This is a genomic window from Desemzia sp. C1, from assembly GCF_020882875.1.
Taxonomy (GTDB): domain Bacteria; phylum Bacillota; class Bacilli; order Lactobacillales; family Carnobacteriaceae; genus Desemzia; species Desemzia incerta.
Window position 1 is genome coordinate 2,128,680 of the sequence record NZ_JAJIZP010000003.1, and the last position, 25,538, is coordinate 2,154,217.

Below are 25,538 nucleotides of genomic sequence, written 5' to 3' on the forward strand. Positions count from 1 at the left end.
CATGAAACCAAATGACACTATAATCGAAACACTTATCCATGATGCAACTGCTATGCTGGACCGTGCGTATGTACCTTATTCTAAATTTCCAGTGGGTGCTGCTTTAGTCACAAAAGAAGGAGAAGTTTTTTCCGGCTGCAATATTGAAAATGCCTCTTATGGACTTTCCAACTGTGCTGAAAGAACAACGATTTTTAAAGCTGTATCTGAAGGTAAGAAAGAATTCGACTACTTAGTAGTGACGGGTGATACTGACGGCCCAATCTCACCATGCGGTGCGTGTCGTCAGGTGATGGCTGAGTTCTGTCATCCGGATATGCCTGTCTTACTAACCAATAAAAAAGGAAATAAACACGAAACCACCATTAAAGAATTATTACCAGGTGCATTTCGATCGGAGGATATGGATTAATGAGTAAAAAAAGTTATAAATCAGGTTTTGTTTCTATTGTAGGAAGACCTAACGTAGGGAAATCAACATTTTTAAATCGAGTTGTAGGTCAAAAAATCGCGATTATGAGTGATAAAGCTCAAACCACTAGAAATAAGATCCAAGGTATCTACACAACAAAAGAAGAGCAGATTATTTTTATCGATACACCTGGAATCCATAAGCCAAGACACCGCCTAGGAGACTTCATGGTGGATTCTGCATTGAGTTCTTTCAAGGGTGTAGAAGTGATTCTCTTAATGGTCAACGCAACTGAAAAACGTGGTCCTGGAGACAATTTCATCATTGAAAAATTAAAAGACAGCTCAACTCCAGTATTTTTAGTGATCAACAAAATCGATGAAGTTCATCCCGATAAATTATTTGCGATTATTGAAGACTACAAAACCACTATGGATTATGCGGAAATCGTTCCAATTTCTGCCAAAGAAGGAAACAACGTGCAAACGTTGTTAGCTCAAGTTAAGAAATACTTGCCTGAAGGACCTCAATTCTATCCTGAAGACCAAGTTACGGACCATCCTGAATACTTTATCATTTCTGAATTGATTCGTGAAAAAGTATTGGAATTGACTCGTGAAGAAATACCGCATTCTGTAGCAGTAGTGGTAGAAGGTATTGAACGCAATGAAAATGACAAAGTTCAAGTTCACGCAGCGGTCATTGTAGAACGTTCTTCTCAAAAAGGCATTATTATCGGTAAAGGCGGTAAAATGCTGAAAGATATTGGGATCCGTGCAAGAAAAGACATTGAAATACTGCTTGGAGACAAGATCTATTTGGATTTGTGGGTGAAAGTGCAAAAAGATTGGCGAGATCGTCAAACCAATTTGCAAGATTTCGGATACAGAAAAGACGACTATTAAACTGAGTTAAAAGGGAGTGGATGAATTGTCTCAAGTTGAAGAATTTGAAGGCATTGTTTTGTCTGTTAAAAAACATCGAGAACAAGACCATTTAGTAAAGATCTTTACAGATCGGTTTGGCAAGTTGACGTTTTTTACTCGAGGAACAGGGAAGAGAAACAACAAACTAAAAACAGCCATCCTCCCTTTTACAAAAGCAACTTATATTGGAGACGTTCGAACAACGGGGCTTTGTTTTTTGAATGACGCTAAAGACCAGCAGCAGTACCAGAGCATGCAAACGGATATCTTCTTAAATGCATATGCCACTTATTTGTTAAATCTGACAGATGTCGCATTAGAAGACAGACAGCCTAATCCTGCTTTATATCATAAGTTAGCTGCCAGTTTACAAGAAATCGATGAAGGATCTGATCCGGAAATCATCATGAATATTTTTGAAATCCAGCTGCTGCCTTATTTTGGAGTTGCTCCAGGGTTAAGAGGATGCCGGGTTTGCGGCAATACGGAAGGTCCTTTTGATTATTCTCAGACATATGGAGGACTGTTGTGCCAGAAACACTGGCATATGGATGAACACCGATATCATGCGACTCAAAGGAGCATCTACTTCATTCGTTTATTTTCGAGGGTTTCCTTAGATCAAATTGGGTCTATCAGTGTGAAAGAAGAGACAAAAAAAGAGATTCAATCTTTGGTGGACCAGATATACGACGATTCCGTTGGGATCAAATTAAAAAGTAAAGGGTTCATCAAGAAAATGGATAAGTGGGGCAGCGTGTTGAAAGATGCCCGCAACCCTGAAAAAAATGACAGAAAAGATTGACAATGAGTCAATAAAGAAGCTATTATAATAAAGAATTGAAGAAACAGCGTTGAAGGAAGAAGTAAAAATCTGACCCTTGTTTAAAGCGATTTTGGGATAGTGCGAGCCAAATAACAAGAAGATTTTGAAAGGCATCTGGAGCTGAGACCAACAAAGATGCTAGTAGTGTTTCGATAACAATACTAGAATTAGGGTGGAACCGCGGTTAGTGTATATAATCGTCCCTATGCTTAACGAACAGTGTTGAGCATAGGGACTTTTTTTATTTCAAAAAAATTCTAGGAGTGAATCAAAAATGAAAAAAGACAGTTTAACTTTTCAAGAGATCATTTTGACGTTGCAAAATTTTTGGTCTGATAAAGGTTGTATGCTGATGCAAGCTTACGATACAGAAAAAGGTGCTGGTACGATGAGTCCTTATACGTTCTTGCGTGCTATCGGTCCAGAACCATGGAACGCGGCTTACGTTGAACCTTCAAGAAGACCAGCAGACGGCCGTTATGGAGAGAATCCAAACCGTTTGTTCCAACATCATCAATTCCAAGTTGTGATGAAACCATCTCCTGAAAACATCCAAGAGTTGTATTTGGAAAGCTTGGAATTATTAGGCATCAATCCTTTAGAACACGATATTCGTTTCGTAGAAGACAACTGGGAAAACCCTTCTATGGGATGTGCAGGACTAGGATGGGAAGTGTGGTTGGATGGAATGGAAATCACACAATTTACTTACTTCCAACAAGTCGGCGGATTAGAGTGCAAGCCTGTTACCAGCGAGATCACATATGGTCTTGAGCGTTTAGCTTCTTACATCCAAGAAGTAGACAGTGTATACGATATTGAGTGGACTCAAGGCGTAAAATATGGAGAAATCTTTATTCAACCAGAATATGAACACTCTCAATATGCGTTTAACAACAGCAATCAAGAGATGTTGCTGCACTTCTTTGAAGAGTACGAAAAAGAAGCTCAAAAACAAATCGATGCTGGGTTGGTACATCCAGCTTATGATTACGTGCTTAAATGCAGTCACACATTCAACTTGTTAGATGCACGAGGAGCTGTTTCGGTAACAGAGAGAGCTGGTTACTTAGCACGTATTCGTAACATGGCTCGTTCGATCGCAAAAGCCTTCGTCAATGAGCGTGAAAAATTGGGATTCCCATTATTGAAAGAAGACATTACAGTGGAGGGAGCTGAATAAGATGAGTCACAATGTATTGCTTGAAATCGGATTAGAAGAAATGCCCGCTAACGTGATCACTCAAAGCCGCATCCAGTTAATGGAGCGCGTGGAAAAATTTTTGACAGAAAACCGCTTGTCTTTTGGACAAGTCAAATCTTATTCTACACCGCGCCGTTTGGCCGTTTTGATTCATGATGTAGCTGAAAAACAAGAAGATCAAGAAGTAACCGCTAAAGGTCCAGCGAAGAAAATTGCTTTAGATAACGAAGGAAACTGGTCAAAAGCAGCTCAAGGATTTGTTAGAGGTCAAGGATTAACGCCAGAAGATATTTATTTCAAAGAGTTGAAAGGTGTAGAATACGTTCACGTAGACAAATTCATTCCTGGAAAATCTGCTATGGATATTCTTCCGCAATTGTCTGAAGTCGTGACATCAATGACTTTCCCAGTGAGCATGCACTGGGCAGATCATTCGTTAAAATACATTCGTCCTATCCACTGGATCGCTGCTATGGCAGATGAGAAAGTGATTCCTTTTAAAGTGTTGGATGTAGAAACGTCAAATACCAGCCGCGGACATCGTTTCTTAGGTGAAGATGTTGTCTTCGAAACGGCATTAGATTACGAAGCAGCTCTAAGTGAGCAATTTGTGGTAGCCGACAACGAAAAACGTACTGCTTTGATCGTTAGTCAAATCAATGCGTTAGCTGAAAAACACCAATGGACGGTTCCATTAGACGAAGAGTTACTAGAAGAGATCACTAATATCGTAGAATACCCAACGGCTTTCTACGGAACATTTGATGAATCTTACTTAGCGATTCCAAATGAAGTCTTGATGACTTCGATGAAAGATCATCAACGTTATTTCTACGTGATGAATCAAGAAAAAGATATCTTGCCGTACTTTATTTCTGTACGTAATGGAAATGCGGACCACATCGAAAACGTAGCTAAAGGAAATGAAAAAGTATTAGTTGCTCGTTTAGATGATGCTCAATTCTTCTTTGAAGAAGACAAAAAATTGTCTATCGATGCATGCCTAGAAAAATTGAAATCTGTTACTTTCCATGAAAAAATCGGTTCATTGTATGAAAAAATGCAACGGACTGGACTATTCGCTGAAGTGATCGGGAAACAAATCGGGTTGACTGAACAAGAAATGACCGACCTGAAAAGAGCAGCCGACATTTATAAATTTGATTTGGTAACGAACATGGTAGATGAGTTCCCTGAACTTCAAGGAATCATGGGCGAGAAATATGCCTTATTATTTGGTGAGACACCAGCAGTTGCTCAAGCGATTCGTGAGCATTACCAACCGATTTCTAGTGAAGGTGCATTGCCAACTAGTCGTGTAGGGGCTGTTCTAGCTATTGCGGACAAATTAGACAGTGTAATGAGTTTGTTTGCTGCTGGAGTTGTTCCAACAGGATCAAATGATCCGTTTGGTCTAAGAAGACAAGCTTATGGAATGATTCGTATCGTTGTCGACAAACAATGGTCATTCCCAGTCCGTACGATTTGGGCAAACATTTCTTCTCAGTTACATGAAAAGCCAGAATTGATGTTGAGCGGATACGCTGAGACACAAGCTGATGCATTAAGCTTCATCAAAGGCAGAATCCGTCAATTATTGACAAGTCTTCAATTGAATTACGGGGTAGTGGATGCTGCTTTAGGTTCTACTCAAGACGATATCTTGCAAATCATTGAGATCGCTCAAGTATTAGAAGCTGAAAGCCAATTAGAAACCTTTAAATCAACTATCGAGGCTGTCCAACGTGCAATCAATTTAGCTGAAAAAGCTTCTGATGAGACTTCTATCGAGACCGATAAGTTCGAAACAGCCAGTGAAAAGAATCTATACGACGCTGTTTTTTCTGTTAAAGAGCGTTATGCTGACTTCTCTGTAAGAGAACGATACGCTGCTTTATCCAACTTAGCGCCTTCCATCCATGAATTCTTTGAAGAAAACATGGTCATGGCAGAAGACGAAACAGTAAGAAACAATCGTTTGTCTATGCTTCGTGAGATCGCACAATTTGCATTATCTTTTGCTGATTTAGATAAATTAGTGATCAAGTAAGTTGAATTACCTGCTCCATTAGGAAGAGTCATTTCTAGTGGAGTCCTTTTTTTAACTATCGTACTTGAATAAGGAAAAGGAGCTGTTCATATGTCTCATAAAGTGAAAATGAAACGAGTATATGAAGCTGCATCGTCGACAGATGGGTATAGGATTTTAGTAGACCGTATTTGGCCTCGAGGGATAAAAAAAGAAGCAGCAGCTGTTGACGAGTGGAACAAAGATATCGCACCTACTACAGAAGCGCGGAAATCTTTCCAGCATGATCCGGAAAAGTTTGATTCTTTCAAAGAGAAGTACCTTCAAGAATTAGACGCCAATCCAGAAACACCGACTTTTATTCAACAACTAGACGACTGTTTAAAGACACAAGATGTGACATTGGTGTATGCGGCAAAAGATGAAGTGTATAATCATGTTGTGATCTTGAAAGAATACATTGAGAAAAAACTATAGCGACTAGGGATCGTTCATTAGGGGGATATTATGTTAACACGATTTTTTGATTACTACCGACCGTATAAAACACTTTTTACCATCGATTTCATTTCCGCTGTAGTGGTAGCTGTCTTGGAACTGGCATTTCCAATCGTTGTCAGTCAAGTAACAGATGAACTGCTGCCGACTGCCAATTGGACTTTGATCGTGGCAGCTTCTGTAGGAATGCTGTTATTGTATATCATTACCACATCACTGCAGTTTGTAGTGACGTACTACGGACATAAATTGGGAACGAATATTGAGACCGATATGCGTAGAGACTTGTATTCTCATTTGCAGCGGCAATCTTTTCGATACTTCGACAACCGTGAGACAGGCCAGCTGATCACAAGACTGACTTCTGATCTTTTTGAGATCGCAGAAGTCGCTCACCATGGTCCGGAAGATATTTTTATTACGATTTTCACCTTAACGGGTGCTTTTTATATGATGCTTCAAATCCATACCGGATTAGCGATCGCAACCATTATCTTGGTTCCGTTTATTGCTTTGGCATTAGCTTTTTTCAATAAGCGCATGACGAAAGTCAATACAGATATTTACAACAGCTTAGGGAACTTCAGTGCTGGGATTGAAGCTGCTGTTGGCGGTATCCGCGTGGTTCAAGCCTTTGCAAATGAAGCTCACGAAAGTTCTCTATTTGAAGGATTGAACCAATCGTACCGCAAATCTAAAATTTTGTTTTTCAAAATGCTGGGCATCAGTCATGCCTACAATTACTTACTGATTCGTTTGATTAGTTTGTTCGCATTGTTTTTTGGGGCATACTATACGATTCAAGGAGAAATCAGTTACGGTGACTTCATCGGTTTTATTTTATTAGCGAACGTCTTTGTCAGACCGATAGAGAAAGTCAACAACATGATTGAAAGTTATCCCAAAGGTATAGCCGGGTTCAAGAGGTTTTCTGAAGAATTGGATCTGGAACCTGATATCAAAGATAAACCAGGTGCAGTAGAAGTCAGTGGTCTTACTGGGAATATCGAATACAAAAATGTGTCCTTTACTTATGAAGGCAAAACTCCTGTATTAGATGGAATCAATTTAACGATCCATCCTGGTGAGACTGTTGCTTTCGTCGGACCGAGTGGAGCCGGAAAATCAACGATTTGCAATTTGTTGCCGCGCTTTTATGAGATCGATTCAGGTGAAATTACGATTGATGGATACAATATTCAAGATATCACGTTAGATTCTTTGCGCAATCAAATCGGTGTCGTCCAACAAGATGTGTTTTTATTCCCAGGAACGATTCGTGAAAATGTTCGTTATGGGAATTTAGAGGCTACAGATGAAGAAGTTTATCGAGCTATCCGTTTGGCACATTTAGAAACTGTAGTTCAAAATATGCCTGAAGGTCTCGACAGTGTTGTCGGAGAAAGAGGCGTCAAGCTTTCTGGAGGTCAAAAACAACGATTGTCTATCGCACGGATGTTTTTAAAAAATCCGCCGATTTTGATTTTGGATGAAGCTACTTCAGCGCTGGATACAGAAACAGAGAAAGTGATTCAAGAGTCCTTGAATTCATTAGCAGAAGGGCGCACAACATTGATCATTGCCCATCGTTTAGCAACGATCAAACATGCGACTCGTATTGTGGTAGTCAATGAAGACGGGATTGCTGAAGAAGGAAACCATGAAGAGCTGATGGCTTTGAATGGAGTTTATCGTAACCTTCATGACGCACAATTTGCTTCTTAAACAACAAAAGGAGGTGCGGACATAATCTTGGACAACTATAAGTCAGGAGAATGTCCATGTACTCTTACGAAGAAAGAATGAAAGCTGTAAAACTTTACATCAAATACGAACACTCTTTGGCGTCAGTCATTCATGAATTAGGCTATCCTTCTTCAAAAGCTTTATACAAATGGTTTAAGGAATATGAAGAGAATGGTGATCTTTCTAAGACTTCAAAAAGAAAACGTGAATTTACGCAAGAAGAAAAGCAGTTTGCTGTTAATCACTATATCGAATACGGTCGCAATTATTCTAGAACTGTTCGCATGTTGGGTTATCCAGATAGAAACATTCTTAGCGATTGGTGTAAAGAACTTGCACCTGAAGCTCGTAAAATCAGGCGAAGTAAGTTAAACTATTCTCAAGAGCAGAAAAAAGAGGCCGTTATCCATCTTGTGAGCCGAGAAACCTCTGTCCACAAAATTGCTGAGCGCCTGCAGGTCACCCGTAAAACGCTCTATGATTGGAAAGAGGAGCTCATCGGAGAGGAGCTTCCACCTAATATGACGAATATGCCTGATAGCCCTCAACTAGAAGGGTTGAAAAATGAAGTTGATGTTTTAAAACAAGAAGTTTATCGACTACGAATGGAAAAAGATATCTTGGAAAAGTCTGCCGAACTTGTAAAAAAGAATGGGGCATCAATCCAAAACATTTCTCCAACAAGGAAAAAACAAGAGTGATTGATGCATTAAAAACCTTTTATCCATTGGCACTTTTACTAGAGAATTTGGATTTAGTTAAGAGTAGTTATTATTACCACAGAAGTCAGGCTAAGCTTCCGGATAAATATGCTGATCTAAGGGTAATGCTTAAAGATATTTTTATTGAAAGTCGTCGTACGTATGGCTATCGTCGTATGCATGACGTTCTAAAAAAGCAAAATATTGTTGTTTCCGAGAAAGTTGTTAGACGGCTTATGAAGGAAGAAAAACTCATTGTTCATTCAGTAACTAAAAAGAAATATAGTTCATATGCAGGTGAAATTACTCCCGCGACACCTAACCTTATTCAACGAAATTTCAAAGCTGAAGCACCTGACAAAAAGTGGTTGACAGACATTACAGAATTTCGTATTCCCGCCGGAAAAGTCTATCTATCGCCCATTATCGATTGTTTTGACGGGGCCTTAGTTAGTTGGACTATCAGTACACAACCAAATGCGGAGCTCGTTAATAGTATGTTTGATCAGGCACTTGATACACTCGCTGATAATTCAAAGCCAATCATACACTCTGATCGCGGAGCTCACTACAGATGGCCAGGTTGGATTGAAAGGATTAAAACCAACGGTTTGACACAGTCCATGTCTAAAAAAGGATGTTCACCGGATAACTCGGCTTGCGAAGGGTTTTTCGGTAGACTTAAAAATGAGTTCTTCTATGGCTTTAAATGGGACAATATTTCAATTGACGCATTCATTGAACTACTTGATGATTACCTGCATTGGTACAATAACAAAAGAATAAAATTGTCTCTAGGCGGTCTCAGTCCGATTGATTACAGAAAGAAACTAGGTTTAATTGCTTGAAAAAGTCCAAAAAAACATCCGCACCTCCAAATATAAAAGGATCCTCCGTTGTATTATGGAGGATCCTTTTTGTATAATGAATACATTAAGGACAAAAAAGGATGGATAAGATTATGGATGCTGCTCAAAGAAGAGAATCGATTATTGCAACATTAAGACAAGAAAGCGAACCATTCAGTGCGTCAAAGCTGGCTAAACAGTTCGGTGTCAGCAGACAAGTGATTGTGGGGGACGTTTCTTTACTGCGTGCTTCTGGAGTAGATATTATTGCAACCCCGCGCGGTTATGTGTTAGATGCTGCTGCCCGGTCGAAAAATACATACCGGCAATATACCGGTACCATAGCTTGTCAGCATACAGGCAACCAGACGAAACAGGAATTGTATGCCGTGGTCGATAAAGGTGGGGAATTGTTAGACGTCATTGTCGAACACCCAATTTATGGAGAGTTGGCGGGGCGGTTAAACATTGCTTCTCGAAAAGACGCAGACCGATTTACGAAACGGGTGCTAGAAACGGAAACAGGATTGCTTTCAGACTTAACCAATGGAATCCATTTACACACCATTGCCTGTGAAGACAGTGAAACGTTTGAAGAAATCAAAGAAGAACTGAAGCGACTAAATATATTGTACGTAAGCTGATTTTATATTGACATTTTTCGGATAACTTATATAATTGTTTTACAGGTGTCTTGACACCTGTAAAAAACCTATAAGGATCGTGAAAAAATGAAAACAAAAACAAATCAGACATTAAAATTAACGTTAACAGCTATATTGATCGCTATCGGGATTTTGATTCCGATGATCAGTCCGGTAAAGATCATTTTAGAACCAGCCTCATTTACTTTAGCGAGTCATGTTGCTATATTTATTGCTATGTTCATTTCTCCAGGAGTGGCGCTGACCGTTGCACTTGGAACAACAATGGGCTTCTTTTTAGGCGGTTTCCCAATAGTGGTAACATTAAGGGCACTGACGCATGTAGTATTTGTAGTCCTCGGTTCTCAACTATTGAAAAAACGCCCATCTTTACTGAATAATAAAGGACAATCGATTCTTTTTTCATTAGGGATCGGGATTGTTCATGCTGTAAGTGAAATTGCAGTAGTTTCGTTGTTTTATTTCGGAGGAAACATGACAGAAGGGTATTACGCACAAGGGTTTATGTCTTCCGTATTATTGCTGGTTGGACTAGGCACAGTCGTACACAGTATGATCGATTTTACTATCGCCCAAGTCATTTGGTTAGGACTTGAAAAACGGACGAATATCGGTAAAAAAGTAGCGTCCATCCAATAAGGAGGCTTCGATTCAAAATAGTCTATGAATCCGTAGCAAATATACGCCGAAAAGCGGATCATATAATATTTTGACTTTGTAATTTAAAGCCTTACATGCTATAATACATTATGTATTGTTGCGTATAATAATAAATGAAAAATAATTGAGTCGCACTTATTTGATGAGTGCGACTCTTAGATACTTTTACTGTTTATTTAGTAGACAACAGTCTTGAATGGATTGAGGTGGAGTATTTGGCAGTAAGGATTCCTGAAGAGACAATTAATGAGATTCGGCAAAAAACCAACATCACGGATGTCGTAAGTCAGTATGTGCAATTGAAAAAACAAGGAAAGAACTTGTTTGGATTTTGCCCATTCCACGAAGAACGAACACCATCATTTTCCGTTACAGAAGAAAAACAAATTTATCATTGTTTCAGTTGCGGGCGTGGAGGGAACGTCTATTCATTTTTAATGGAAGTAGATGGATTATCTTTTCCAGAAGCGGTCATTAAGACAGCTGAATTGGCTAATATCCCTGTAGATAATGAGTTGTTGCCGCAGCAGAATGGTTTTCAAGCAGCAGGAGACTCGAAAAAAGATCAATTGATCCAAATGCATGAAGATAGTGTGGAGTTATACCACCATATCTTGGTCAATACGACTGCTGGTGAAGAAGCGTTACAGTATTTACTGGATCGCGGATTGACTATGGAGACAATTGAAACCTTTAAAATCGGTTTTTCTCCTAAAGAACGAACAGTGTTGCTGCAATATTTACAAGGAAAAGAATATACAGAGCAGCAGATGGAAGAATCTGGACTCTTTATCACTCGTGAGAATGGGGATAAAATGGATCGATTTTCTAACCGGATCTTATTTCCGGTAGAAAACCAGCAAGGAAAAGTCGTGGCTTTATCTGGCCGGCTGTTCAAAGCGACTGAAAATCCGCATTTCAATGAACCTAAATACCTGAACAGTCCAGAAACGTATTTGTTCAATAAACGAAAAGTATTGTTCAACTATAAGCGGGCACGTTCAACGATCCGAAAAGAAAAAGAAGCAATTCTATTTGAAGGTTTTATGGATGTTATTTCGGCTTATCAAGCCGGTGTGACCAATGCCTTGGCTACCATGGGAACCAGCTTAACGAATGAACAGATTCATATGCTGGATCGAATCACAGATAAAATCGTAGTAGCTTATGATGGGGATAATGCCGGGATTGAGGCAACCAAAAGAGCTACGGATCTTTTGACGGAAGAAACACATTTTGATGTAGAAGTAGTGAGTTTTCCAGAAGGTCTGGATCCTGATGACTACATCAAGCAAAAGTCTCCGGAATCATTTGTTGAATTTGTCCGTCATGGACGAGATACGTTATTCAACTTCAAGATGCGCTATTACCGAAAATCGCTCAATTTAAACAATGAGAGCGAACGGTTGGGGTATATTGAAAAAATTCTCAATGAGATGCTGACAATTCCTTCAGCAGTAGAACGAGAAGTGTATCTGAAGCAGTTGTCTGAAGAGTTCGATTTGACACTCGAGACACTGAAAGAGCAGTTCCAACAGACGTTCTATGCGTACCAAAGCAAGAAAAACAAAGGGAAACAAACAGAACAGCAAGAGCCGCCCAGAAGAGCAGTCGCTCCTCAAGTTCAACAGCAAAGGCGAACGATTGGGCCGATTGAACGGGCAGAAAGATTATTGCTGAATCGCTTGTTCCATTTTGAAGCTGCTTGGGTACAGCTGAAAAGCATCGATGAACACTTTCACTTTCTTCACGATGAGTACCAAATGCTGTATGTGTTGTTTGAGAGTTTTAAAGAACAGACAGATAATCAAGGAACTGTAGAAGCTTTTATGGATTTCGTAAAAGAACCTGAATTGAGGAACCATATTGCGGAACTTGAATTGATGTCTGTGAGTGAAGAGATGTCTAATCAGGAAATTATAGACTGTGTAGATATTATTTCTAGAAAATCCTCTTTAGAAAATCAGCTCAAAGAAAAGCAGCAGCAAATAAAAGAAGCTTCCAGACAAGGGAATCGAGATGAATTGCGTATCCTAATGAAGGAAGTCGTGGATCTATCTCGCTTATTGAAAAACAAGTGAGGTATGGTAAGATCATAATTAATGGATTTAAGTATTTTTTAAATCATTCAGTTGGAAAAGGGGAGGCATTTTTTGATGGCAGAAAAACAAACTGCAAATAAAGAAACGTATGAACAAGCGGTAAAAAGAGTTATCAGCGAGTACAAGATAAAAGGGATTATCAAGTACAATGAATTAGCTGATCAAATTGCAACGCCTTTCAGTTTAGACGCTACAGATATGGATAATTTAATCCAACGCGTTGAAGATGCTGGAATTGGTGTTGTCGGAGAAGATGGAAATCCTACTGAACGACAACTGAAAAAAGAAGAAGAGGAAGAAAAACCAGAAGATCTGACTGCTCCTCCAGGCGTTAAGATCAATGATCCTGTTCGTATGTATTTAAAAGAAATTGGTCGTGTAGATCTATTATCTGCCGACGAAGAAGTTTCTTTAGCTAAACGAATCGAAGAAGGAGATCCTGAAGCGAAACAAAGTTTGGCTGAAGCCAACTTGCGTTTAGTAGTAAGTATTGCAAAACGTTATGTAGGACGTGGAATGCAATTCTTAGACTTGATTCAAGAAGGTAACATGGGATTGATGAAAGCTGTTGAGAAATTCGACTATACTAAAGGGTTTAAATTCTCTACGTATGCAACTTGGTGGATCAGACAAGCAATCACTCGTGCTATCGCTGACCAAGCGAGAACGATCCGTATTCCAGTGCACATGGTTGAAACCATCAACAAATTAGTGCGTATCCAACGTCAATTATTACAAGATTTGGGAAGAGATCCTACACCAGAAGAAATCGGTGCTGAAATGGATTTGCCAACTGAAAAAGTACGTGAAATCTTAAAAATCTCTCAAGAGCCTGTTTCATTAGAAACGCCTATTGGTGAAGAAGATGATTCTCATTTAGGAGACTTCATCGAAGACCACGACGCAACTAGTCCTGAAGACAATGCTTCTTACGAATTGTTGAAAGAACAATTAGAGGATGTATTGGATACTTTAACAGATCGTGAAGAAAACGTATTGCGTTTACGTTTTGGTTTAGATGATGGCCGTACAAGAACACTTGAAGAAGTAGGTAAAGTCTTCGGCGTTACTCGTGAGCGTATTCGTCAAATCGAAGCAAAAGCTCTACGCAAATTGCGCCACCCAAGCAGATCTAAACAATTGAAAGATTTCTTGGAATAAAAGATAAATTATAAAGACACTTGCCATGTGGTGAGTGTTTTTTTTTGTTGAAAAAAATTCCTTCCGGAATCAGGGATGCTGGGTAAAAGCCATGGGAACGCCTGGAGCCAAAAAACGTCTCCAGACTTGCAAGCTTTCAAAGCCAGCGTAAGGGCTGAAGCCCAAACCCTGGCTAATTCACATTGCATCCTTTACATGGCTACCAGCACTCCTGATTCCTACAGGAGTTTCTAGTTCCGAGGAATAGAGAAGGTTGAAGTGGGTGGAACATTGTAAAAATTTTAGAAAACTGTCTTTACGTATCCATTAATTGATTTTCAAGCCAAAAAAGGAACACAAATTTGAATTTGTGTTCCTTTTTTAAGGTGAATTGAGGATTAAGAGAATTAAAGCTGGCTTTGCGTTACTTATTTCTGTTAATTAGGTATACAAAGGTAACGCAAAAAAATTATGGAAGTCTCTAAAGGCTGCATCAAGGAATTATAGCTGCCTTATGACGGTAGAGTTTATGGCAGGGACACATTTTTCTAGTTTGTTAACTGATTTGATAAAGCATGTGATTTATTTGCATTTCTAGTGTAGAATGATATTAAGATGAGATTAATCTTATTTTTCTGTATTTTAAATTTAATCTACTTTTGGAGATGATAAATATGGATATAAAAAAAGCTTCTCTTTCCTTGTTTTTAACTGTTTTGTTATCAATAGGGTTGTTTTTGATTTACTTAACCCCTTTTTTATATCCTGGTTATTATTTATTTGGATTCATAGTATTGTTTTTATTCTTATTTTTGGTGACAATAGTCGTTCTATTTTCGAAGAACAACATTTTTATTAAACTTAAATCAATCCGACTGATAAGTGTACTGATTTTGGTTACGTATATTATTGTTATTTTGTTTCTATGCTACTGCTTCTTCATTTGGTTTATTTTTATGCCTTAATACTGAATTATTAGAGTAGTTGTTTTGAATGGTGAAGAAAAACTATTCCACCAAGAATATGCCGAGAAGCGGTTTTCCTATTCAAGTTTCTTCAATCACAAAAGTCACAAACTATTAAACTATATATTAGCTTCAGTAAGGAATTGATATGAGATGATTGAATTTGTACCTGTTAATGAAGAAAATTTTAAAGATGTAATCAATCTAGAAATTACTGAGGACCAAAAACATTTTGTTGCTTCTAATGTCCATTCTTTAGCGGAATGTTATTTGTATCGCAATAATAATGATGTATTTCCTTATGCCATACGAGATGGAAATAAAGTTGTAGGTTTTCTACTGTTAGATATTGATGAAGATGAAAAAGAAATTATGATTTGGCGCATGATGATTGGAAAACAATATCAAGGGAAAGGCCATGGTCGAGCAACGATAAGAAAAGTTATACAAATGAGTAAAGAAAAAAATAAATACACTGTTTTAATTGCAGATTATGTTAAAGGTAATGAAGTAATGGGAAATCTATTGCGTTCAGAAGGATTTAGAGACTATTCTTTTAATAAAGAAGATAACAAATATGTTTTACATTATGAACTTAAATAATTTTTTAATCTATAGAATGAGAGGGAATATGAATGAAAGCAACGGAATTATGGGGGCGGTTTATTGAGGAATACCCAGAACAAAAGAATGCTGACTATGAAGCTTGGAGTTATGGTGCGTATCCTGACGAATTAGCTGAATTAACTTTGCGAGGTATTAAAACGGCTACGACTTCAGGATATGAACTGTATGAAATAGAGGATGAAGTGATACCGCAAGAAAATGAATTAAGCATCATTTTGGATGGAAATGGTAATGCTGTTTGTATTATCAAAATAACAAAAGTCTATGTGACACCTTTCAATAAGGTATCAAAAGATCATGCATTTAAAGAGGGCGAAGGTGATAGAACATTGGATTATTGGAGAAAAGTGCATATTGACTTCTTCTCAAAAGAATATACAAATAACAATCGGATTTTCGATGAAGAAGCTTTAGTAGTGTGTGAAGAATTCGAGGTTATTTATAGACCTTAGTTAGGAGAAGCAACATGTTTATCCCATATAAACCAGCATTCGATGAAGCAATAAATCAACTATTAAAAACTGCTTCTTACTCTTTAATTTGGGGTAAGGAAGCAAAGATAACTTTTCTAGCTATAGAAAACGAAAATCTTATAGGGATAGGAAGTTTATGGAAAAATTCAATTCACCCTTACAGAGAGTACATAGGAATTTATATTCACCCAGACTATCGAAAGAAAGGAATCGGGAGAGAACTTTTTGATCAGTTGTATCTAACTTCAGATACTAAAAAGCTTCAAGTCTCCGTTAAATCAACAGATCATGCAGCTACAAATTTTTTAATCAAGTGTGGATTCGAATTAGTGCGGAAATGTTATACACCCAATTTAACGGAAGCGAAAATTAGCAACCTAGAAACATCTCAAGTAAATGGAGAGATCTATTCATTAGGAATGATGACTGATAAAATTCAGGATCAAGTCTTTAAATTGCAATTGAAAAATTATATAGACTTTCATAAAAGAATCAATCCATTACGAGAAGACATCACAACGGCTCAGTGGAAGGAAATAATAATCGATGATTTAAATTTCCAGGAGTCTAAATTACTTATAAAAAATGAAGAAATTAGATCTTATGTATTTTGTTACAGTACAGATAATAGTCGTGAGATAGAGATAGGCTATATTGGTGGAGCAGATATTTACGATATCAAAAGTTATATGCCATTTTATAAAAAAGTAATGGATAATCTGATTGCTCAATATGAGACAGTGAGTATCGAGGCCGATGATGTTGATCTTTATGCTTTTGCGGCATTAAATTGTTTTAAGTATGATGCTAGCTTATCGCTAGATGCTTATATTTTGTAGAATGAGACAATAATTTTTTCATCCATTTCAAAAAGTTAAGACGGGGAGAATCTGTTGCTTATGAATAAGGCAATAATTTGGGATCTTTTAGGTACTTTAGGTGCAGATAGTCAAACTCTAATAAATAATAATTTTAAATTCTTTGACCAAGCTGTACCAGCGTTGCAAAAAGCTGACGAGAATGGTTTTCTAAATATAATAATTACGAATCAAAGTCATATCGCTCATGAGCGAATGACACTGGAAGAATACAATGATTCTCTAGGAAAATTATTGAATAAATTAGAAAATGAAGGGGTTAAGATAGCAGAAGTGTATACTTGTCCACACGCTAGAAAAGACAATTGCCATTGTAAAAAGCCTCAGCCTTTTTTTGTTAGGGAAGCTATAAAAAAATATGATTTAGACTCGAAAAAATGTTATGTAGTAGGAGATTCTGGGAAAAATGATATGCTCCTTGCTAAAAATTCCGATATGAAAAGCGTTCTAGTCTTAACAGGTGAAGGAATTGAAAGTTTAACAAAAAATAGACACTTATGGAATGAAACAAAACCAACTCATATTGCAGAAGATTGTTTAGATGCTATAGAGAAAATTCTTTTTAAACAAATTGAGGATTTATGAAATCTTTTATTCTAGCAGGAGAAAATTCGCCCATTTCTAAAGAACTTTTGCAAAATACATTCAATGAATCTATTGAAGAACCTAATGTAATCTTTGGGGTTATTAAATAAGATGGGGGAGAGGTGATACTGTGAGGAAATTTAAAGATTTAGAATTTGAAGACCAATTACGTTTTTATGAACGGCTATTCAAAACTCCTGTGCTGATAGTTTTAATTTCCTTAATCACATATGAAGCAAATTATGTCCTGATAGGTTATTTACTCCTGATAAATATAATTGCAGACTTAATCTTTTTTGGCATTTTAGATTATCAAAAAAATTATCATTACTATAATTTGATACGAGATGCTGGTTGTTTATTTATAGCAAATTATCTGACAACATCTTTTATGGTTCCAACTATTCTTTCTTTGATGAACAAAGTTGGCCTTTTACCTGCCACTAGCTTTTGGATGAATTCTGTAGCTGCTATGATATCTATTTTGGTGTTGTTTTTGCTTTGGTATATAACAATTTGCATTCAAAGAAAAATGTCTCCAAATGTTGGAAATTGGAAATGGAAACGTTCAGGACTTTTTAGTTCATCATACAGACTTAAGGCGAGATGAAATTCGGAAGAATTAACTACTAAAACTCACTAGTGTTGCATAAATATAGTCAGAATATTCTGAATTATTATTTTCTTGAAAAAAGTAAAAAAAATCGAATGCTTACGCAAAGGATGACTATTTCCAGAAAATTTTGCTTATTTAGCTGATTCCATTAGCATCCAACAACAACGTTTTATTGTAGTCAATTGGGCACTAAAAGTTCAATCCATTTTTCTGCAGGTTGAAATAGGAGGTAACGAAAAAGTCGTTTAATTTGGAAAATAGACTGTCCAGTCTTTGTTTCTAACTGAATCAAATAGGTTAGTAAACTGGCAATCAAGGCTAAAATCAATTGATTTACGACTCCCTGTTCGCTTCTTGAAAAAAACTTTTTGATTGTCATATGCTGTTTAATGTGTTTGAAGAACAGTTCTATTTGCCAACGAGCTTTATACATTTCTGCAATTTCAGCAGAGGAACAGTCAAAACGATTCGTGATGAACTGAAGAACTTTCCCTTTTTGATCTTGAATAGTCACTAAACGAAATCGGGAAGTTAGATAGTTTTGAGCACCTAATGCGACCAATTGGTCGCTGATAATAGAGTCTTCTTTGGAAGCTGCTAATGTTTCCAAAACATGAACTTTTGTATTCTTTTTGATTCTCGTCACAAAGAAATAACCATTCCAGTGCATTTTATCCATTCGTTCGAAATCTAGGTAACCACGATCGAATACATAAGTTGCCTCAGGTTGATTGACCAACACTTCCAACTGGTTTGTATCATGTTCAATCGCATTAGTTAGTGTAAAATCATCTGGATAAAGATGGTCATTATCCATAAAGCAGAGTTTTAAGTGAAGCTTAACTCCTGATTTCGTTTTACGAAAATCAGCCCATTGATAAAGATTTTGATTCAATGAAAAGGTCGAAGAGTCAATTAAATAGAGACTATTTCGCTTATCCACGGGCATTTTCTTTTTAACCTGACTGAGAAGCTGGTAAAAAATAGCTAAAAGAATTTCTGAATCCATTTTGGGAAGAACTCTAGAAAGCTGAGAATAACTGATGCTTTCAATCCCAATCTCTTTTTGAAGTTCTTTGGAAACAAAAGCAGTATCCATATCTCTGAGACTTTCTTTCTCTTCATTGATCGCATGAAGAAAAAGCTGCAGAGCTCGAAAGAAACTAAGTTTCTTATGGTATTTATCAAAGGCAAAAACCTTTTCACGAATAGGAATCGGTAATTTTTCTAACTTAATTGCCGAAAACCATTTATTAAAAGCAGAATTTAGTTTATACTTATCCATAAGTTGGGTCCTTTTTATTGGTCTTGGATAAGTCATCCAAGTTCAGTATAAAGGACTTTTTTGCATATTGGAATAGGATACATAACATTGTGAAACATATTATGTTTCATGCAACACTAGTGATAAAAACTGTATGTTATAATTGTCTAAATGTAAAATATAGTTGTCATTAAAAGGAGCAGATATATGGCTAAAAACATTCGATTAAAGACAGCTCGTACACAAAAAGACCTCTCCCAAGAACAACTAGCAGATGCAGTGGATGTCACTAGGCAGACGATCAGTGCTATTGAAAGAGGAGACTATAATCCAACGATCAATCTGTGTATTAAGATTTGTAAAGTGCTGGGTGTAACATTAAATGATTTATTCTGGGAGGAATAATAGTGAAAAAATATGATGAATATCAAATTTTCATGAAGTACAAGTGCGCTAATCATTCTTTTAATCTTCTTATTGGTCTACTACTGATAAATGCTTTCTTAGCAGTTAGATTAGGTTCTCACTGGGAATGGGGAACAACGAAAGAGATAGAGATTTTCGTCATCGTGCTGATCGCCTCATTGTTTAACACAATCATCAGTGTTTACCATAATGCTTGGTACACAAAAGAGAATGAAAAACGAGGGTATATGTGGTTTTTCTTGATAAGTGGGATTATAAATTTAACTTTTACTATTGAATATTTCATTTCTAATCCAAATAGTCTTCTGATTAATGGCAAAATTGGATTTGAAATTTTTAAACTCATGCCTGCATTATTAGGATTGTCTATCTCAATCCCTTACTTTATTCGAGAATGGAATGAAAAAAGGATGGAAAAGAACGAATGAAAATTATTTAACTGGGGTGGGAATAATGATGAACGATTACGATGAATATCAGAAAATGATGCGTTATAAATGTGGATACTATTCATTTATGTTGCTATTAGTTCTTTTGATGTTTGATTTTATCTTAAACGATTTTTTTGAGTTATCAATGGGGTGAAACTCAAGGATTAGAAACGTTATTTATCATGGGACTGATTCTACTGATTTTTAACGGGTTTACTATTTATCACAATGCGTATTTTAGTAGAAAAGAGAATGCGAAATGGTATTTATTATTGGATATTTTAACAGGGATAATTTACACGACAATGTTTTTTCCAATTCCTACTAGTAATCCAAAAAATCTATTGATCAATGGAAAATTAACATACAGTTCTTTTTTCATTCTGATAGGACTAACTTTTTTTATTAGACCTGTTGTTTATATAATTAGGAAAGGACTCGAGAAACTGAAAGATAAATAGTATGTTAGAAAAATAGTTACTCTATTTTCAAGTGTTGAACGTCAAATCACTTTTCTTAAAAGCGTTTATATAATCATTTTAAATTCGTATCAAATTTTGGGAGGGTGATTGGATGTCCATTAAAATCATTAGAAATACCGGATTTACGGGTATGGCAGTTCGTTTTGCTATAAAAGTAAATGGGAAAAAAGTTGCTAAAATTTCTCATCAGGAATCTTTGGAGCTGCAGTTTGTAGAGGAAGACGCGTTGCTAAAAGTATCGCAACTTGGGATTACAAGTAATGAGCTAAAAGTTAGTGATGGCGATATCATTGAAATTAAAACTGGAAAATGGACTTATATTGGCATCTTTCTATTGTTTTTCAGCATATTCCTAAGTTCGTTGAATGTGCACCCTATATATGAAATAGTTGCCCTAGTTGCCGCTATTATGATATTATTTCTCACATTTTCTATCCTTAACGGTTTTCGGTTGAAAAAATTGAATTAATCAAACATAATTTTTTGAATACATATAAAAACAACCATTCAAATGATGAATGGTTGTTTTTGCTTTTGTTTACGTGGACGTTTAATTTGCATAGGTTACTATCCAAATACTTTTAACAAATCAGTTTTTTATACAAATTGTTATTTTACTTTCTTTCAACTAAGGTATAATGGTGATGTGAACGTTATCACAGAAAGCGGTGTTTAAGATGAGTAACAGAGACCATCAAAACAAATACGATAAAGAGAATAATATTTCCAGTTCTATGTATGACAGGGTAAATGCAAGTCAGACATCGGGTAATACAAATACTAATCGTACTACTGGCAGCATGAACAACAGTGACGAAAAAACACCAGATCCTTCTTCATTTTCTACCACACTGTTTAATTATATATTTCGCTTAGTATTTACTTTAGGTTACATTTTTATTGGATTATGGGTCTTTAAGGATTATTTTTATGGAGAGGGCATTGCTCAATTGCTACCTTCAGTAATTTTACTATTTGCTTCAATCATTTTAGGCTTTATCTCTACAAAAATGATTCAAAAAGCATTTAATAAATACAAATAGAATGGAGTTTTGTGCGATGAAAAAAATTTTGAAACGATTCTGGAACTACATGACTAGACCCAGTATGGTCATATGGCAATACACGTATTCTTTTTTAACCTACTTTACCAGTCCCCAAAGTCTTAGATACTTAAGTTTGATTTTTCTGGCTATTGCCACTGTTTTTTTAGTAGGAATGATTTATCAAAAGAAAAAGAATCCTACTATTTAGAGGAGGGAATGATATGGCTGACCAGCAGTGGAGCAAGTTAAGGAAAAGGTTAGAAAATTTAATCTGTGAATCCTTAATTGAGTAATTTAGGTAACTCAGTTACGGCTATAGATAAAGAACTGTCTTTCAATAAAAGAGAGTTCTTGACTTCTGATGGTGAACTCTCTTCAGGTTCAGATAAAGCAACTGAAAAAACTATTACTTATGTAAACGGCACTAAGTATTTCACTATTTCTTTTATGCGTAATGAAGAAAATATTACCAATGATTTTCAAGGTTCGGACTGGTTATATTTCAGTCAAGACAACGTTTATTGTGTTCCATTTGTTATGACTTATAAAAATATGATTGTTTTAACGACTCTTCAAGACACAGCTTCACCTGTTGATTACGGTGAAGCAATTGATCTAAGTATATTGATAGTAGAAAAACTTGAACAAATTGAACAGTTTTAACCCAAGTTTTGATCCATCATTTAATATCTGGAGGATTGATCAAAAGTATTCTCAAGAGAGAGGCGTTTGAGTAATTTTGATATCTTGAGAAATTGCTGCGAAAGCATACTAGTTAAAAGGAGATATGATGATGGAAAAAGAACTGATTGAGGTTTCCATAGTCTACAAAGATAATTTTAGGGAGACCTACAAAATAAACTGCGATGAATTTAATATCGCTGATAGACAAGTTAGGAACGAGAACCTTACTGAATTTCATGTAGGAGAAAAAGTTTTTGTTAAAGAAGAGATTGCTCTGGTAGCGACTGATAATTGCACGATTCAATTTTATTGATATAGAGTTTAGTTCTGTTAAAAATCGGTCATAGCCTATTTTTAAAAACAAATACATGAACTTAAGTCAGTGGCTTTGAACTTATGATGAAAAAGGGGTATATGAATGTACAATGGAGAGAAGTATCATCAACATATTGGAGTATACGGAGTTCATATAACTGAAGATAGGCTGTTATGTATACGAAAAAATGCAGGACCTTATCAGAATCGATACGATTTGCCTGGTGGCAGTCAAGAGGACGGGGAAGGGTTGACGGAAACATTAACGAGAGAAGTTTTAGAAGAAACCGGACATAAAGTTTCGAAGTACGGAAACAATCGGATTTATGATAGTTTTGTTAAAAGTTCTCCTGAGTATACAACTCATCATATTTTTGCACTTTATGATATTCAATTATCTGAAAATGAAGGAAGTATTCCTGAAATAGTAGAAGATGGAAAAAATGATTCTAACGGTATAGAGTGGGTTCCTATAACAGAGTTAAATGCTGAGAATGCATCTCCCTTAATATTGAAAGTTTTGGACGAGGTACAAAAAGATAAAAAGGTATTAGAAAAAAGCGTTTTTTTATCTTGGGAAGTAAAAGATAATTTTTAAATGTGAAGTAATCAAAAAATCTTACCCCTTAGTGTATAGGAGGACCCTATGGCAAATGGCATAATTAATATCGTTTTTAGTTTGTTGATTTTAACCAAAATAATCGCATTGCTTGGATTTTTGATAAATAATGTCTCCTTTAAACTCACTTCTTTTTGGATTCCTGTAGAGATATTGGATAGATTAAACTGTTTCTCAAAAGAAATACAGCAAAAAATAAAACGTATAATTTGTACTAGTCTTTTAATAGATATCGGTATTAGTTTATTAATGATCGTGATATTTCCAAAAGATATGACCACTGTAACATTACTCTTGTCGATAGCTCTTTATTTGAATGGTATCGGCTTAGATAAGTACGCTCGGTCTATGACAGAAAAGTAAAGAATTTATCTGTACATTAAATAGGACGCTTCTTAAAAAAATACTCAATTTATTGAGCAAAATAACAAGGTTTATAGCTTAGTTTCTAAACTAAAAATAGGGAGATGAAAATGTCTATGAAAAAAACAACTTTTTATGGTTTGTTTGTGTTAATTCCGACAATTTTGATGATTGGTTACCGATACTTTTTACAAGTAACAGAAGAAACTTTTTTGAGAGGTGAATTTATTTCAGAACCCCATGTTCAGGTGCTCTATACCTTAACTCCTACTTTCTTGGTTATGTTACTAATCTTTATCGCGTTATATTCAGTAAAATATATGAGAGAAGTGAATTTTCGTTTGATTGCTTTTGTTTGCTTCGCAATTTATTTGACGCTGTCTGTCTCTCATTTATTCACACCAATTTTGATAGAAAATGTTTCAGCGATTAGATATCTTTTACAAGATTTTCCTAAATATGCGGGGTTTTATGGTGGGATTTTTGTATACTCTATATTCCATAAAAAATAAAGTTGATTAAAGAGCCTTTATTTCTATTGAAAGGGAGATGTTCATTTGGCAGAAGAATTTGTTTATTTTGAAGTGTTGAATGAGAAAGATTTACTAGAAGCGTTTCAACGCAAAGAAGACTACATATTGATTAAAGGTGAATACAATCAGGAAGTAAAAAGATTAGTAGACACCAAGTTGTCTGATGAGGAGCTGTTAGGGCTTGAATTAGGTTCTTCAGGACTGATCTATATAATTTCAGAATTGGTTTATAAATTATTAAACGCATTCAGCGATGAGCCAAAAACAAAGAGAACATTAGAATATGCTATTAGACAGTACAATGCAAAATTTGATGAAAAAAAGAGAATTATTTTGTATTTAAGACAGCTTGACTATTGATAAAACACATAACAGTTTTCCTAAAATCGATGTTTGGGGAGAACTGTTTTTTATTGATAATGTGATGCGTATCAATAGCCATATAAAAATTATCTTGTTATCCTTATTTATGTAATCATAAAAAAGGGAGATGACTTTTGATGGAAAATACACATTTAACAGATCCACGTAACAAGTATTATGCGGATAAATTTCCGGAACAAGAACAGAACACCCCAGCATTACAAAGTAAGATGGAGCCTAGACCAGATTGCGGTGAAGAATCGTATAAAGGGTATAACCGACTTGAGGGACGCAACGCTTTAATCACAGGCGGCGACTCAGGTATGGGACGAGCAGCTGCTATAGCTTATGCTCGAGAAGGTGCCAATGTGGCGATTCATTTCTTCCCAGGTGAAGAAGAAGACGCTAATGAAGTAAAAGAATTGATTGAAAAAGAAGGCAGAAAAGCATTGCTATTGCCATATGACTTGCGTGAAGATGGTGCAGCAACAGAAATCGTTGAAAAAACGGTTGAAGCTTTTGGCGGCTTAGATATATTAGTATTAAACGCTGCTCAGCAAATTGCTCGCCCTTCGTTAAGTGATTTGTCGATGAAACAAGTCCACGATACTTTCAAAGTAAATATCATCAGTATGTTTGAATCTGTAAAAGCTGCAGAAGAACATTTAAAACCAGGAAGTGCGATCATCACGACAACTTCCGTTCAATCATTTAATCCAAGCGAACCATTAATGGACTATGCGTCTACAAAAGGAGCAATCAGCAACTTTACAGTTTCCTTGTCTTCTTACTTTGCATCACAAGGCGTGCGCGTCAATGGTGTAGCACCTGGTCCAATTTGGACACCGCTGCAATTGGACAATGGAAAACTAGAAGGGCAAGTTCCTGAATTTGGACAAAACAGCCCACTTGGACGTGCCGGACAACCTGTCGAATTAGCTCCAGTCTACGTTTTACTGGCATCAGATGAAGGAAGTTATATCACGGGTCAAATCTATGGTGTAACTGGTGGACAACCGATCGATTTATAAACTTGATATTGATTATTGAAGAGCCTGAAACAAAAATGTTTCAGGTTCTTTTTATGTATCGTTTGAGAATTTCTATATTA

General features: G+C 36.3%; 30 protein-coding genes. 29 read left to right on the forward strand and 1 reads right to left on the reverse strand.

Annotated elements, in window-relative coordinates; genetic code table 11:
- Nucleotide 1: 1 nt before the first annotated feature.
- The 17 genes from LMF32_RS10735 to LMF32_RS10815 all read left to right on the forward strand — a co-directional run bounded on the left by LMF32_RS10735 (nt 2) and on the right by LMF32_RS10815 (nt 17,895).
- Nucleotides 2–412, forward strand: a complete 411-nt coding sequence (locus LMF32_RS10735) for a cytidine deaminase (RefSeq protein ID WP_188205251.1) — start codon at nt 2–4, stop codon at nt 410–412.
- Entirely contained in the window at nt 412–1,317 is a 906-nt protein-coding gene (gene era / locus LMF32_RS10740; protein ID WP_188205252.1) for a GTPase Era, read from the forward strand. Before LMF32_RS10735 ends, era begins: the two co-directional genes overlap by 1 nt.
- A gap of 25 nt (nt 1,318–1,342) precedes the next feature.
- Nucleotides 1,343–2,143, forward strand: a complete 801-nt coding sequence (gene recO, locus LMF32_RS10745; protein WP_230524728.1) for a DNA repair protein RecO — start codon at nt 1,343–1,345, stop codon at nt 2,141–2,143.
- 295 nt (nt 2,144–2,438) lie between these two features.
- The gene (glyQ, locus tag LMF32_RS10750) at nt 2,439–3,347 is read left to right on the forward strand and encodes a glycine--tRNA ligase subunit alpha (RefSeq protein WP_230524729.1); all 909 of its coding nucleotides are present in this window, start codon (nt 2,439–2,441) and stop codon (nt 3,345–3,347) included.
- 1 nt (nt 3,348) lies between these two features.
- Nucleotides 3,349–5,418: a glycine--tRNA ligase subunit beta gene (gene glyS / locus LMF32_RS10755; protein WP_230524730.1), complete on the forward strand. Its 2,070-nt coding sequence runs from the start codon at nt 3,349–3,351 to the stop codon at nt 5,416–5,418.
- A gap of 90 nt (nt 5,419–5,508) precedes the next feature.
- On the forward strand, nt 5,509–5,874 hold the full coding sequence (locus LMF32_RS10760; protein ID WP_230524731.1) for a DUF488 domain-containing protein: 366 nt from the start codon (nt 5,509–5,511) through the stop codon (nt 5,872–5,874).
- Between the two features lie 30 nt (nt 5,875–5,904).
- Nucleotides 5,905–7,620: an ABC transporter ATP-binding protein gene (locus tag LMF32_RS10765; protein WP_230524732.1), complete on the forward strand. Its 1,716-nt coding sequence runs from the start codon at nt 5,905–5,907 to the stop codon at nt 7,618–7,620.
- A 56-nt stretch (nt 7,621–7,676) separates the two neighbouring features.
- A protein-coding gene (locus LMF32_RS10770; protein ID WP_230523472.1) for an IS3 family transposase occupies nt 7,677–9,190 on the forward strand; the annotation gives its coding sequence in 2 pieces (ribosomal slippage) (nt 7,677–8,295 and nt 8,295–9,190; 1,515 coding nt in all).
- A 113-nt stretch (nt 9,191–9,303) separates the two neighbouring features.
- Complete coding sequence (locus LMF32_RS10775; RefSeq protein ID WP_230525116.1) at nt 9,304–9,834, forward strand: transcription repressor NadR; 531 nt, start codon at nt 9,304–9,306, stop codon at nt 9,832–9,834.
- Nucleotides 9,835–9,921: 87 nt separating this feature from the next.
- A complete protein-coding gene (locus LMF32_RS10780) occupies nt 9,922–10,494 on the forward strand; it encodes a hypothetical protein (protein WP_230524733.1) in 573 nt (190 codons plus the stop codon).
- Nucleotides 10,495–10,721: 227 nt separating this feature from the next.
- Nucleotides 10,722–12,596: a DNA primase gene (dnaG, locus tag LMF32_RS10785; protein WP_230524734.1), complete on the forward strand. Its 1,875-nt coding sequence runs from the start codon at nt 10,722–10,724 to the stop codon at nt 12,594–12,596.
- Between the two features lie 75 nt (nt 12,597–12,671).
- On the forward strand, nt 12,672–13,778 hold the full coding sequence (gene rpoD / locus LMF32_RS10790; RefSeq protein ID WP_188205481.1) for an RNA polymerase sigma factor RpoD: 1,107 nt from the start codon (nt 12,672–12,674) through the stop codon (nt 13,776–13,778).
- Between the two features lie 1,097 nt (nt 13,779–14,875).
- Nucleotides 14,876–15,325 (forward strand): GNAT family N-acetyltransferase, encoded by a 450-nt coding sequence (locus LMF32_RS10795; RefSeq protein ID WP_230524735.1) that lies wholly within the window; start codon nt 14,876–14,878, stop codon nt 15,323–15,325.
- Between the two features lie 32 nt (nt 15,326–15,357).
- On the forward strand, nt 15,358–15,801 hold the full coding sequence (locus tag LMF32_RS10800) for an ASCH domain-containing protein (RefSeq protein WP_230524736.1): 444 nt from the start codon (nt 15,358–15,360) through the stop codon (nt 15,799–15,801).
- A gap of 14 nt (nt 15,802–15,815) precedes the next feature.
- Nucleotides 15,816–16,661: a GNAT family N-acetyltransferase gene (locus LMF32_RS10805; protein ID WP_230524737.1), complete on the forward strand. Its 846-nt coding sequence runs from the start codon at nt 15,816–15,818 to the stop codon at nt 16,659–16,661.
- A 60-nt stretch (nt 16,662–16,721) separates the two neighbouring features.
- A complete protein-coding gene (locus LMF32_RS10810; RefSeq protein ID WP_230524738.1) occupies nt 16,722–17,285 on the forward strand; it encodes an HAD-IIIA family hydrolase in 564 nt (187 codons plus the stop codon).
- Between the two features lie 130 nt (nt 17,286–17,415).
- Nucleotides 17,416–17,895, forward strand: coding sequence for a hypothetical protein (locus LMF32_RS10815; RefSeq protein WP_230524739.1), 480 nt, complete (start codon nt 17,416–17,418; stop codon nt 17,893–17,895).
- 184 nt (nt 17,896–18,079) lie between these two features.
- Here LMF32_RS10815 and LMF32_RS10820 read toward each other — a convergent pair whose 3' ends face one another.
- Complete coding sequence (locus LMF32_RS10820) at nt 18,080–19,186, reverse strand: IS4 family transposase (protein ID WP_079650520.1); 1,107 nt, start codon at nt 19,184–19,186, stop codon at nt 18,080–18,082.
- Nucleotides 19,187–19,372: 186 nt separating this feature from the next.
- On the opposite strand from LMF32_RS10820, the gene LMF32_RS10825 reads away from it, so the two are divergent.
- The 12 genes from LMF32_RS10825 (at nt 19,373) to LMF32_RS10880 (ending at nt 25,458) form a co-directional block, all read left to right on the forward strand.
- The gene (locus LMF32_RS10825; RefSeq protein WP_092480012.1) at nt 19,373–19,570 is read left to right on the forward strand and encodes a helix-turn-helix transcriptional regulator; all 198 of its coding nucleotides are present in this window, start codon (nt 19,373–19,375) and stop codon (nt 19,568–19,570) included.
- Between the two features lie 2 nt (nt 19,571–19,572).
- The gene (locus LMF32_RS10830; RefSeq protein WP_230524740.1) at nt 19,573–20,019 is read left to right on the forward strand and encodes a hypothetical protein; all 447 of its coding nucleotides are present in this window, start codon (nt 19,573–19,575) and stop codon (nt 20,017–20,019) included.
- 576 nt (nt 20,020–20,595) lie between these two features.
- Nucleotides 20,596–20,973: a hypothetical protein gene (locus LMF32_RS10835; protein ID WP_230524741.1), complete on the forward strand. Its 378-nt coding sequence runs from the start codon at nt 20,596–20,598 to the stop codon at nt 20,971–20,973.
- 208 nt (nt 20,974–21,181) lie between these two features.
- Nucleotides 21,182–21,547, forward strand: a complete 366-nt coding sequence (locus tag LMF32_RS10840) for a hypothetical protein (protein WP_230524742.1) — start codon at nt 21,182–21,184, stop codon at nt 21,545–21,547.
- Nucleotides 21,548–21,563: 16 nt separating this feature from the next.
- Nucleotides 21,564–21,758 carry a hypothetical protein gene (locus tag LMF32_RS10845; protein WP_230524743.1) on the forward strand — a complete coding sequence of 65 codons (195 nt, stop codon included), beginning with the start codon at nt 21,564–21,566 and terminating at the stop codon, nt 21,756–21,758.
- 77 nt (nt 21,759–21,835) lie between these two features.
- On the forward strand, nt 21,836–22,213 hold the full coding sequence (locus LMF32_RS10850; protein ID WP_230524744.1) for a hypothetical protein: 378 nt from the start codon (nt 21,836–21,838) through the stop codon (nt 22,211–22,213).
- 130 nt (nt 22,214–22,343) lie between these two features.
- Complete coding sequence (locus LMF32_RS10855) at nt 22,344–22,547, forward strand: hypothetical protein (RefSeq protein ID WP_230524745.1); 204 nt, start codon at nt 22,344–22,346, stop codon at nt 22,545–22,547.
- A 105-nt stretch (nt 22,548–22,652) separates the two neighbouring features.
- Nucleotides 22,653–23,147, forward strand: coding sequence for an NUDIX hydrolase (locus LMF32_RS10860; protein WP_230524746.1), 495 nt, complete (start codon nt 22,653–22,655; stop codon nt 23,145–23,147).
- Between the two features lie 48 nt (nt 23,148–23,195).
- On the forward strand, nt 23,196–23,531 hold the full coding sequence (locus LMF32_RS10865) for a hypothetical protein (RefSeq protein WP_230524747.1): 336 nt from the start codon (nt 23,196–23,198) through the stop codon (nt 23,529–23,531).
- A 116-nt stretch (nt 23,532–23,647) separates the two neighbouring features.
- Nucleotides 23,648–24,043, forward strand: coding sequence for a hypothetical protein (locus tag LMF32_RS10870; protein ID WP_230524748.1), 396 nt, complete (start codon nt 23,648–23,650; stop codon nt 24,041–24,043).
- A 45-nt stretch (nt 24,044–24,088) separates the two neighbouring features.
- Nucleotides 24,089–24,424, forward strand: a complete 336-nt coding sequence (locus LMF32_RS10875) for a hypothetical protein (RefSeq protein ID WP_230524749.1) — start codon at nt 24,089–24,091, stop codon at nt 24,422–24,424.
- Between the two features lie 140 nt (nt 24,425–24,564).
- Nucleotides 24,565–25,458, forward strand: a complete 894-nt coding sequence (locus LMF32_RS10880) for an SDR family oxidoreductase (RefSeq protein ID WP_230524750.1) — start codon at nt 24,565–24,567, stop codon at nt 25,456–25,458.
- Nucleotides 25,459–25,538: the final 80 nt, after the last annotated feature.

Excerpts from the sequence above, each read along its gene's own strand:
- LMF32_RS10765 (WP_230524732.1), top strand. The coding sequence starts at position 5,905 with ATGTTAACACGATTTTTTGATTACTACCGACCGTATAAAACACTTTTT.
- LMF32_RS10860 (WP_230524746.1), top strand. The coding sequence starts at position 22,653 with ATGTACAATGGAGAGAAGTATCATCAACATATTGGAGTATACGGAGTT.
- LMF32_RS10845 (WP_230524743.1), top strand. The coding sequence starts at position 21,564 with ATGAAAAAAATTTTGAAACGATTCTGGAACTACATGACTAGACCCAGT.
- LMF32_RS10810 (WP_230524738.1), top strand. The coding sequence starts at position 16,722 with ATGAATAAGGCAATAATTTGGGATCTTTTAGGTACTTTAGGTGCAGAT.
- rpoD (WP_188205481.1), top strand. The coding sequence starts at position 12,672 with ATGGCAGAAAAACAAACTGCAAATAAAGAAACGTATGAACAAGCGGTA.
- LMF32_RS10775 (WP_230525116.1), top strand. The coding sequence starts at position 9,304 with ATGGATGCTGCTCAAAGAAGAGAATCGATTATTGCAACATTAAGACAA.
- era (WP_188205252.1), top strand. The coding sequence starts at position 412 with ATGAGTAAAAAAAGTTATAAATCAGGTTTTGTTTCTATTGTAGGAAGA.
- LMF32_RS10865 (WP_230524747.1), top strand. The coding sequence starts at position 23,196 with ATGGCAAATGGCATAATTAATATCGTTTTTAGTTTGTTGATTTTAACC.
- glyS (WP_230524730.1), top strand. The coding sequence starts at position 3,349 with ATGAGTCACAATGTATTGCTTGAAATCGGATTAGAAGAAATGCCCGCT.
- LMF32_RS10840 (WP_230524742.1), top strand. The coding sequence starts at position 21,182 with ATGAGTAACAGAGACCATCAAAACAAATACGATAAAGAGAATAATATT.
- LMF32_RS10795 (WP_230524735.1), top strand. The coding sequence starts at position 14,876 with ATGATTGAATTTGTACCTGTTAATGAAGAAAATTTTAAAGATGTAATC.
- glyQ (WP_230524729.1), top strand. The coding sequence starts at position 2,439 with ATGAAAAAAGACAGTTTAACTTTTCAAGAGATCATTTTGACGTTGCAA.
- LMF32_RS10870 (WP_230524748.1), top strand. The coding sequence starts at position 23,648 with ATGAAAAAAACAACTTTTTATGGTTTGTTTGTGTTAATTCCGACAATT.
- LMF32_RS10820 (WP_079650520.1), bottom strand. The coding sequence starts at position 19,186 with ATGGATAAGTATAAACTAAATTCTGCTTTTAATAAATGGTTTTCGGCA.
- LMF32_RS10835 (WP_230524741.1), top strand. The coding sequence starts at position 20,596 with ATGTCCATTAAAATCATTAGAAATACCGGATTTACGGGTATGGCAGTT.
- LMF32_RS10805 (WP_230524737.1), top strand. The coding sequence starts at position 15,816 with ATGTTTATCCCATATAAACCAGCATTCGATGAAGCAATAAATCAACTA.
- LMF32_RS10760 (WP_230524731.1), top strand. The coding sequence starts at position 5,509 with ATGTCTCATAAAGTGAAAATGAAACGAGTATATGAAGCTGCATCGTCG.
- LMF32_RS10735 (WP_188205251.1), top strand. The coding sequence starts at position 2 with ATGAAACCAAATGACACTATAATCGAAACACTTATCCATGATGCAACT.
- LMF32_RS10880 (WP_230524750.1), top strand. The coding sequence starts at position 24,565 with ATGGAAAATACACATTTAACAGATCCACGTAACAAGTATTATGCGGAT.
- LMF32_RS10780 (WP_230524733.1), top strand. The coding sequence starts at position 9,922 with ATGAAAACAAAAACAAATCAGACATTAAAATTAACGTTAACAGCTATA.
- LMF32_RS10825 (WP_092480012.1), top strand. The coding sequence starts at position 19,373 with ATGGCTAAAAACATTCGATTAAAGACAGCTCGTACACAAAAAGACCTC.
- LMF32_RS10800 (WP_230524736.1), top strand. The coding sequence starts at position 15,358 with ATGAAAGCAACGGAATTATGGGGGCGGTTTATTGAGGAATACCCAGAA.
- LMF32_RS10855 (WP_230524745.1), top strand. The coding sequence starts at position 22,344 with ATGGAAAAAGAACTGATTGAGGTTTCCATAGTCTACAAAGATAATTTT.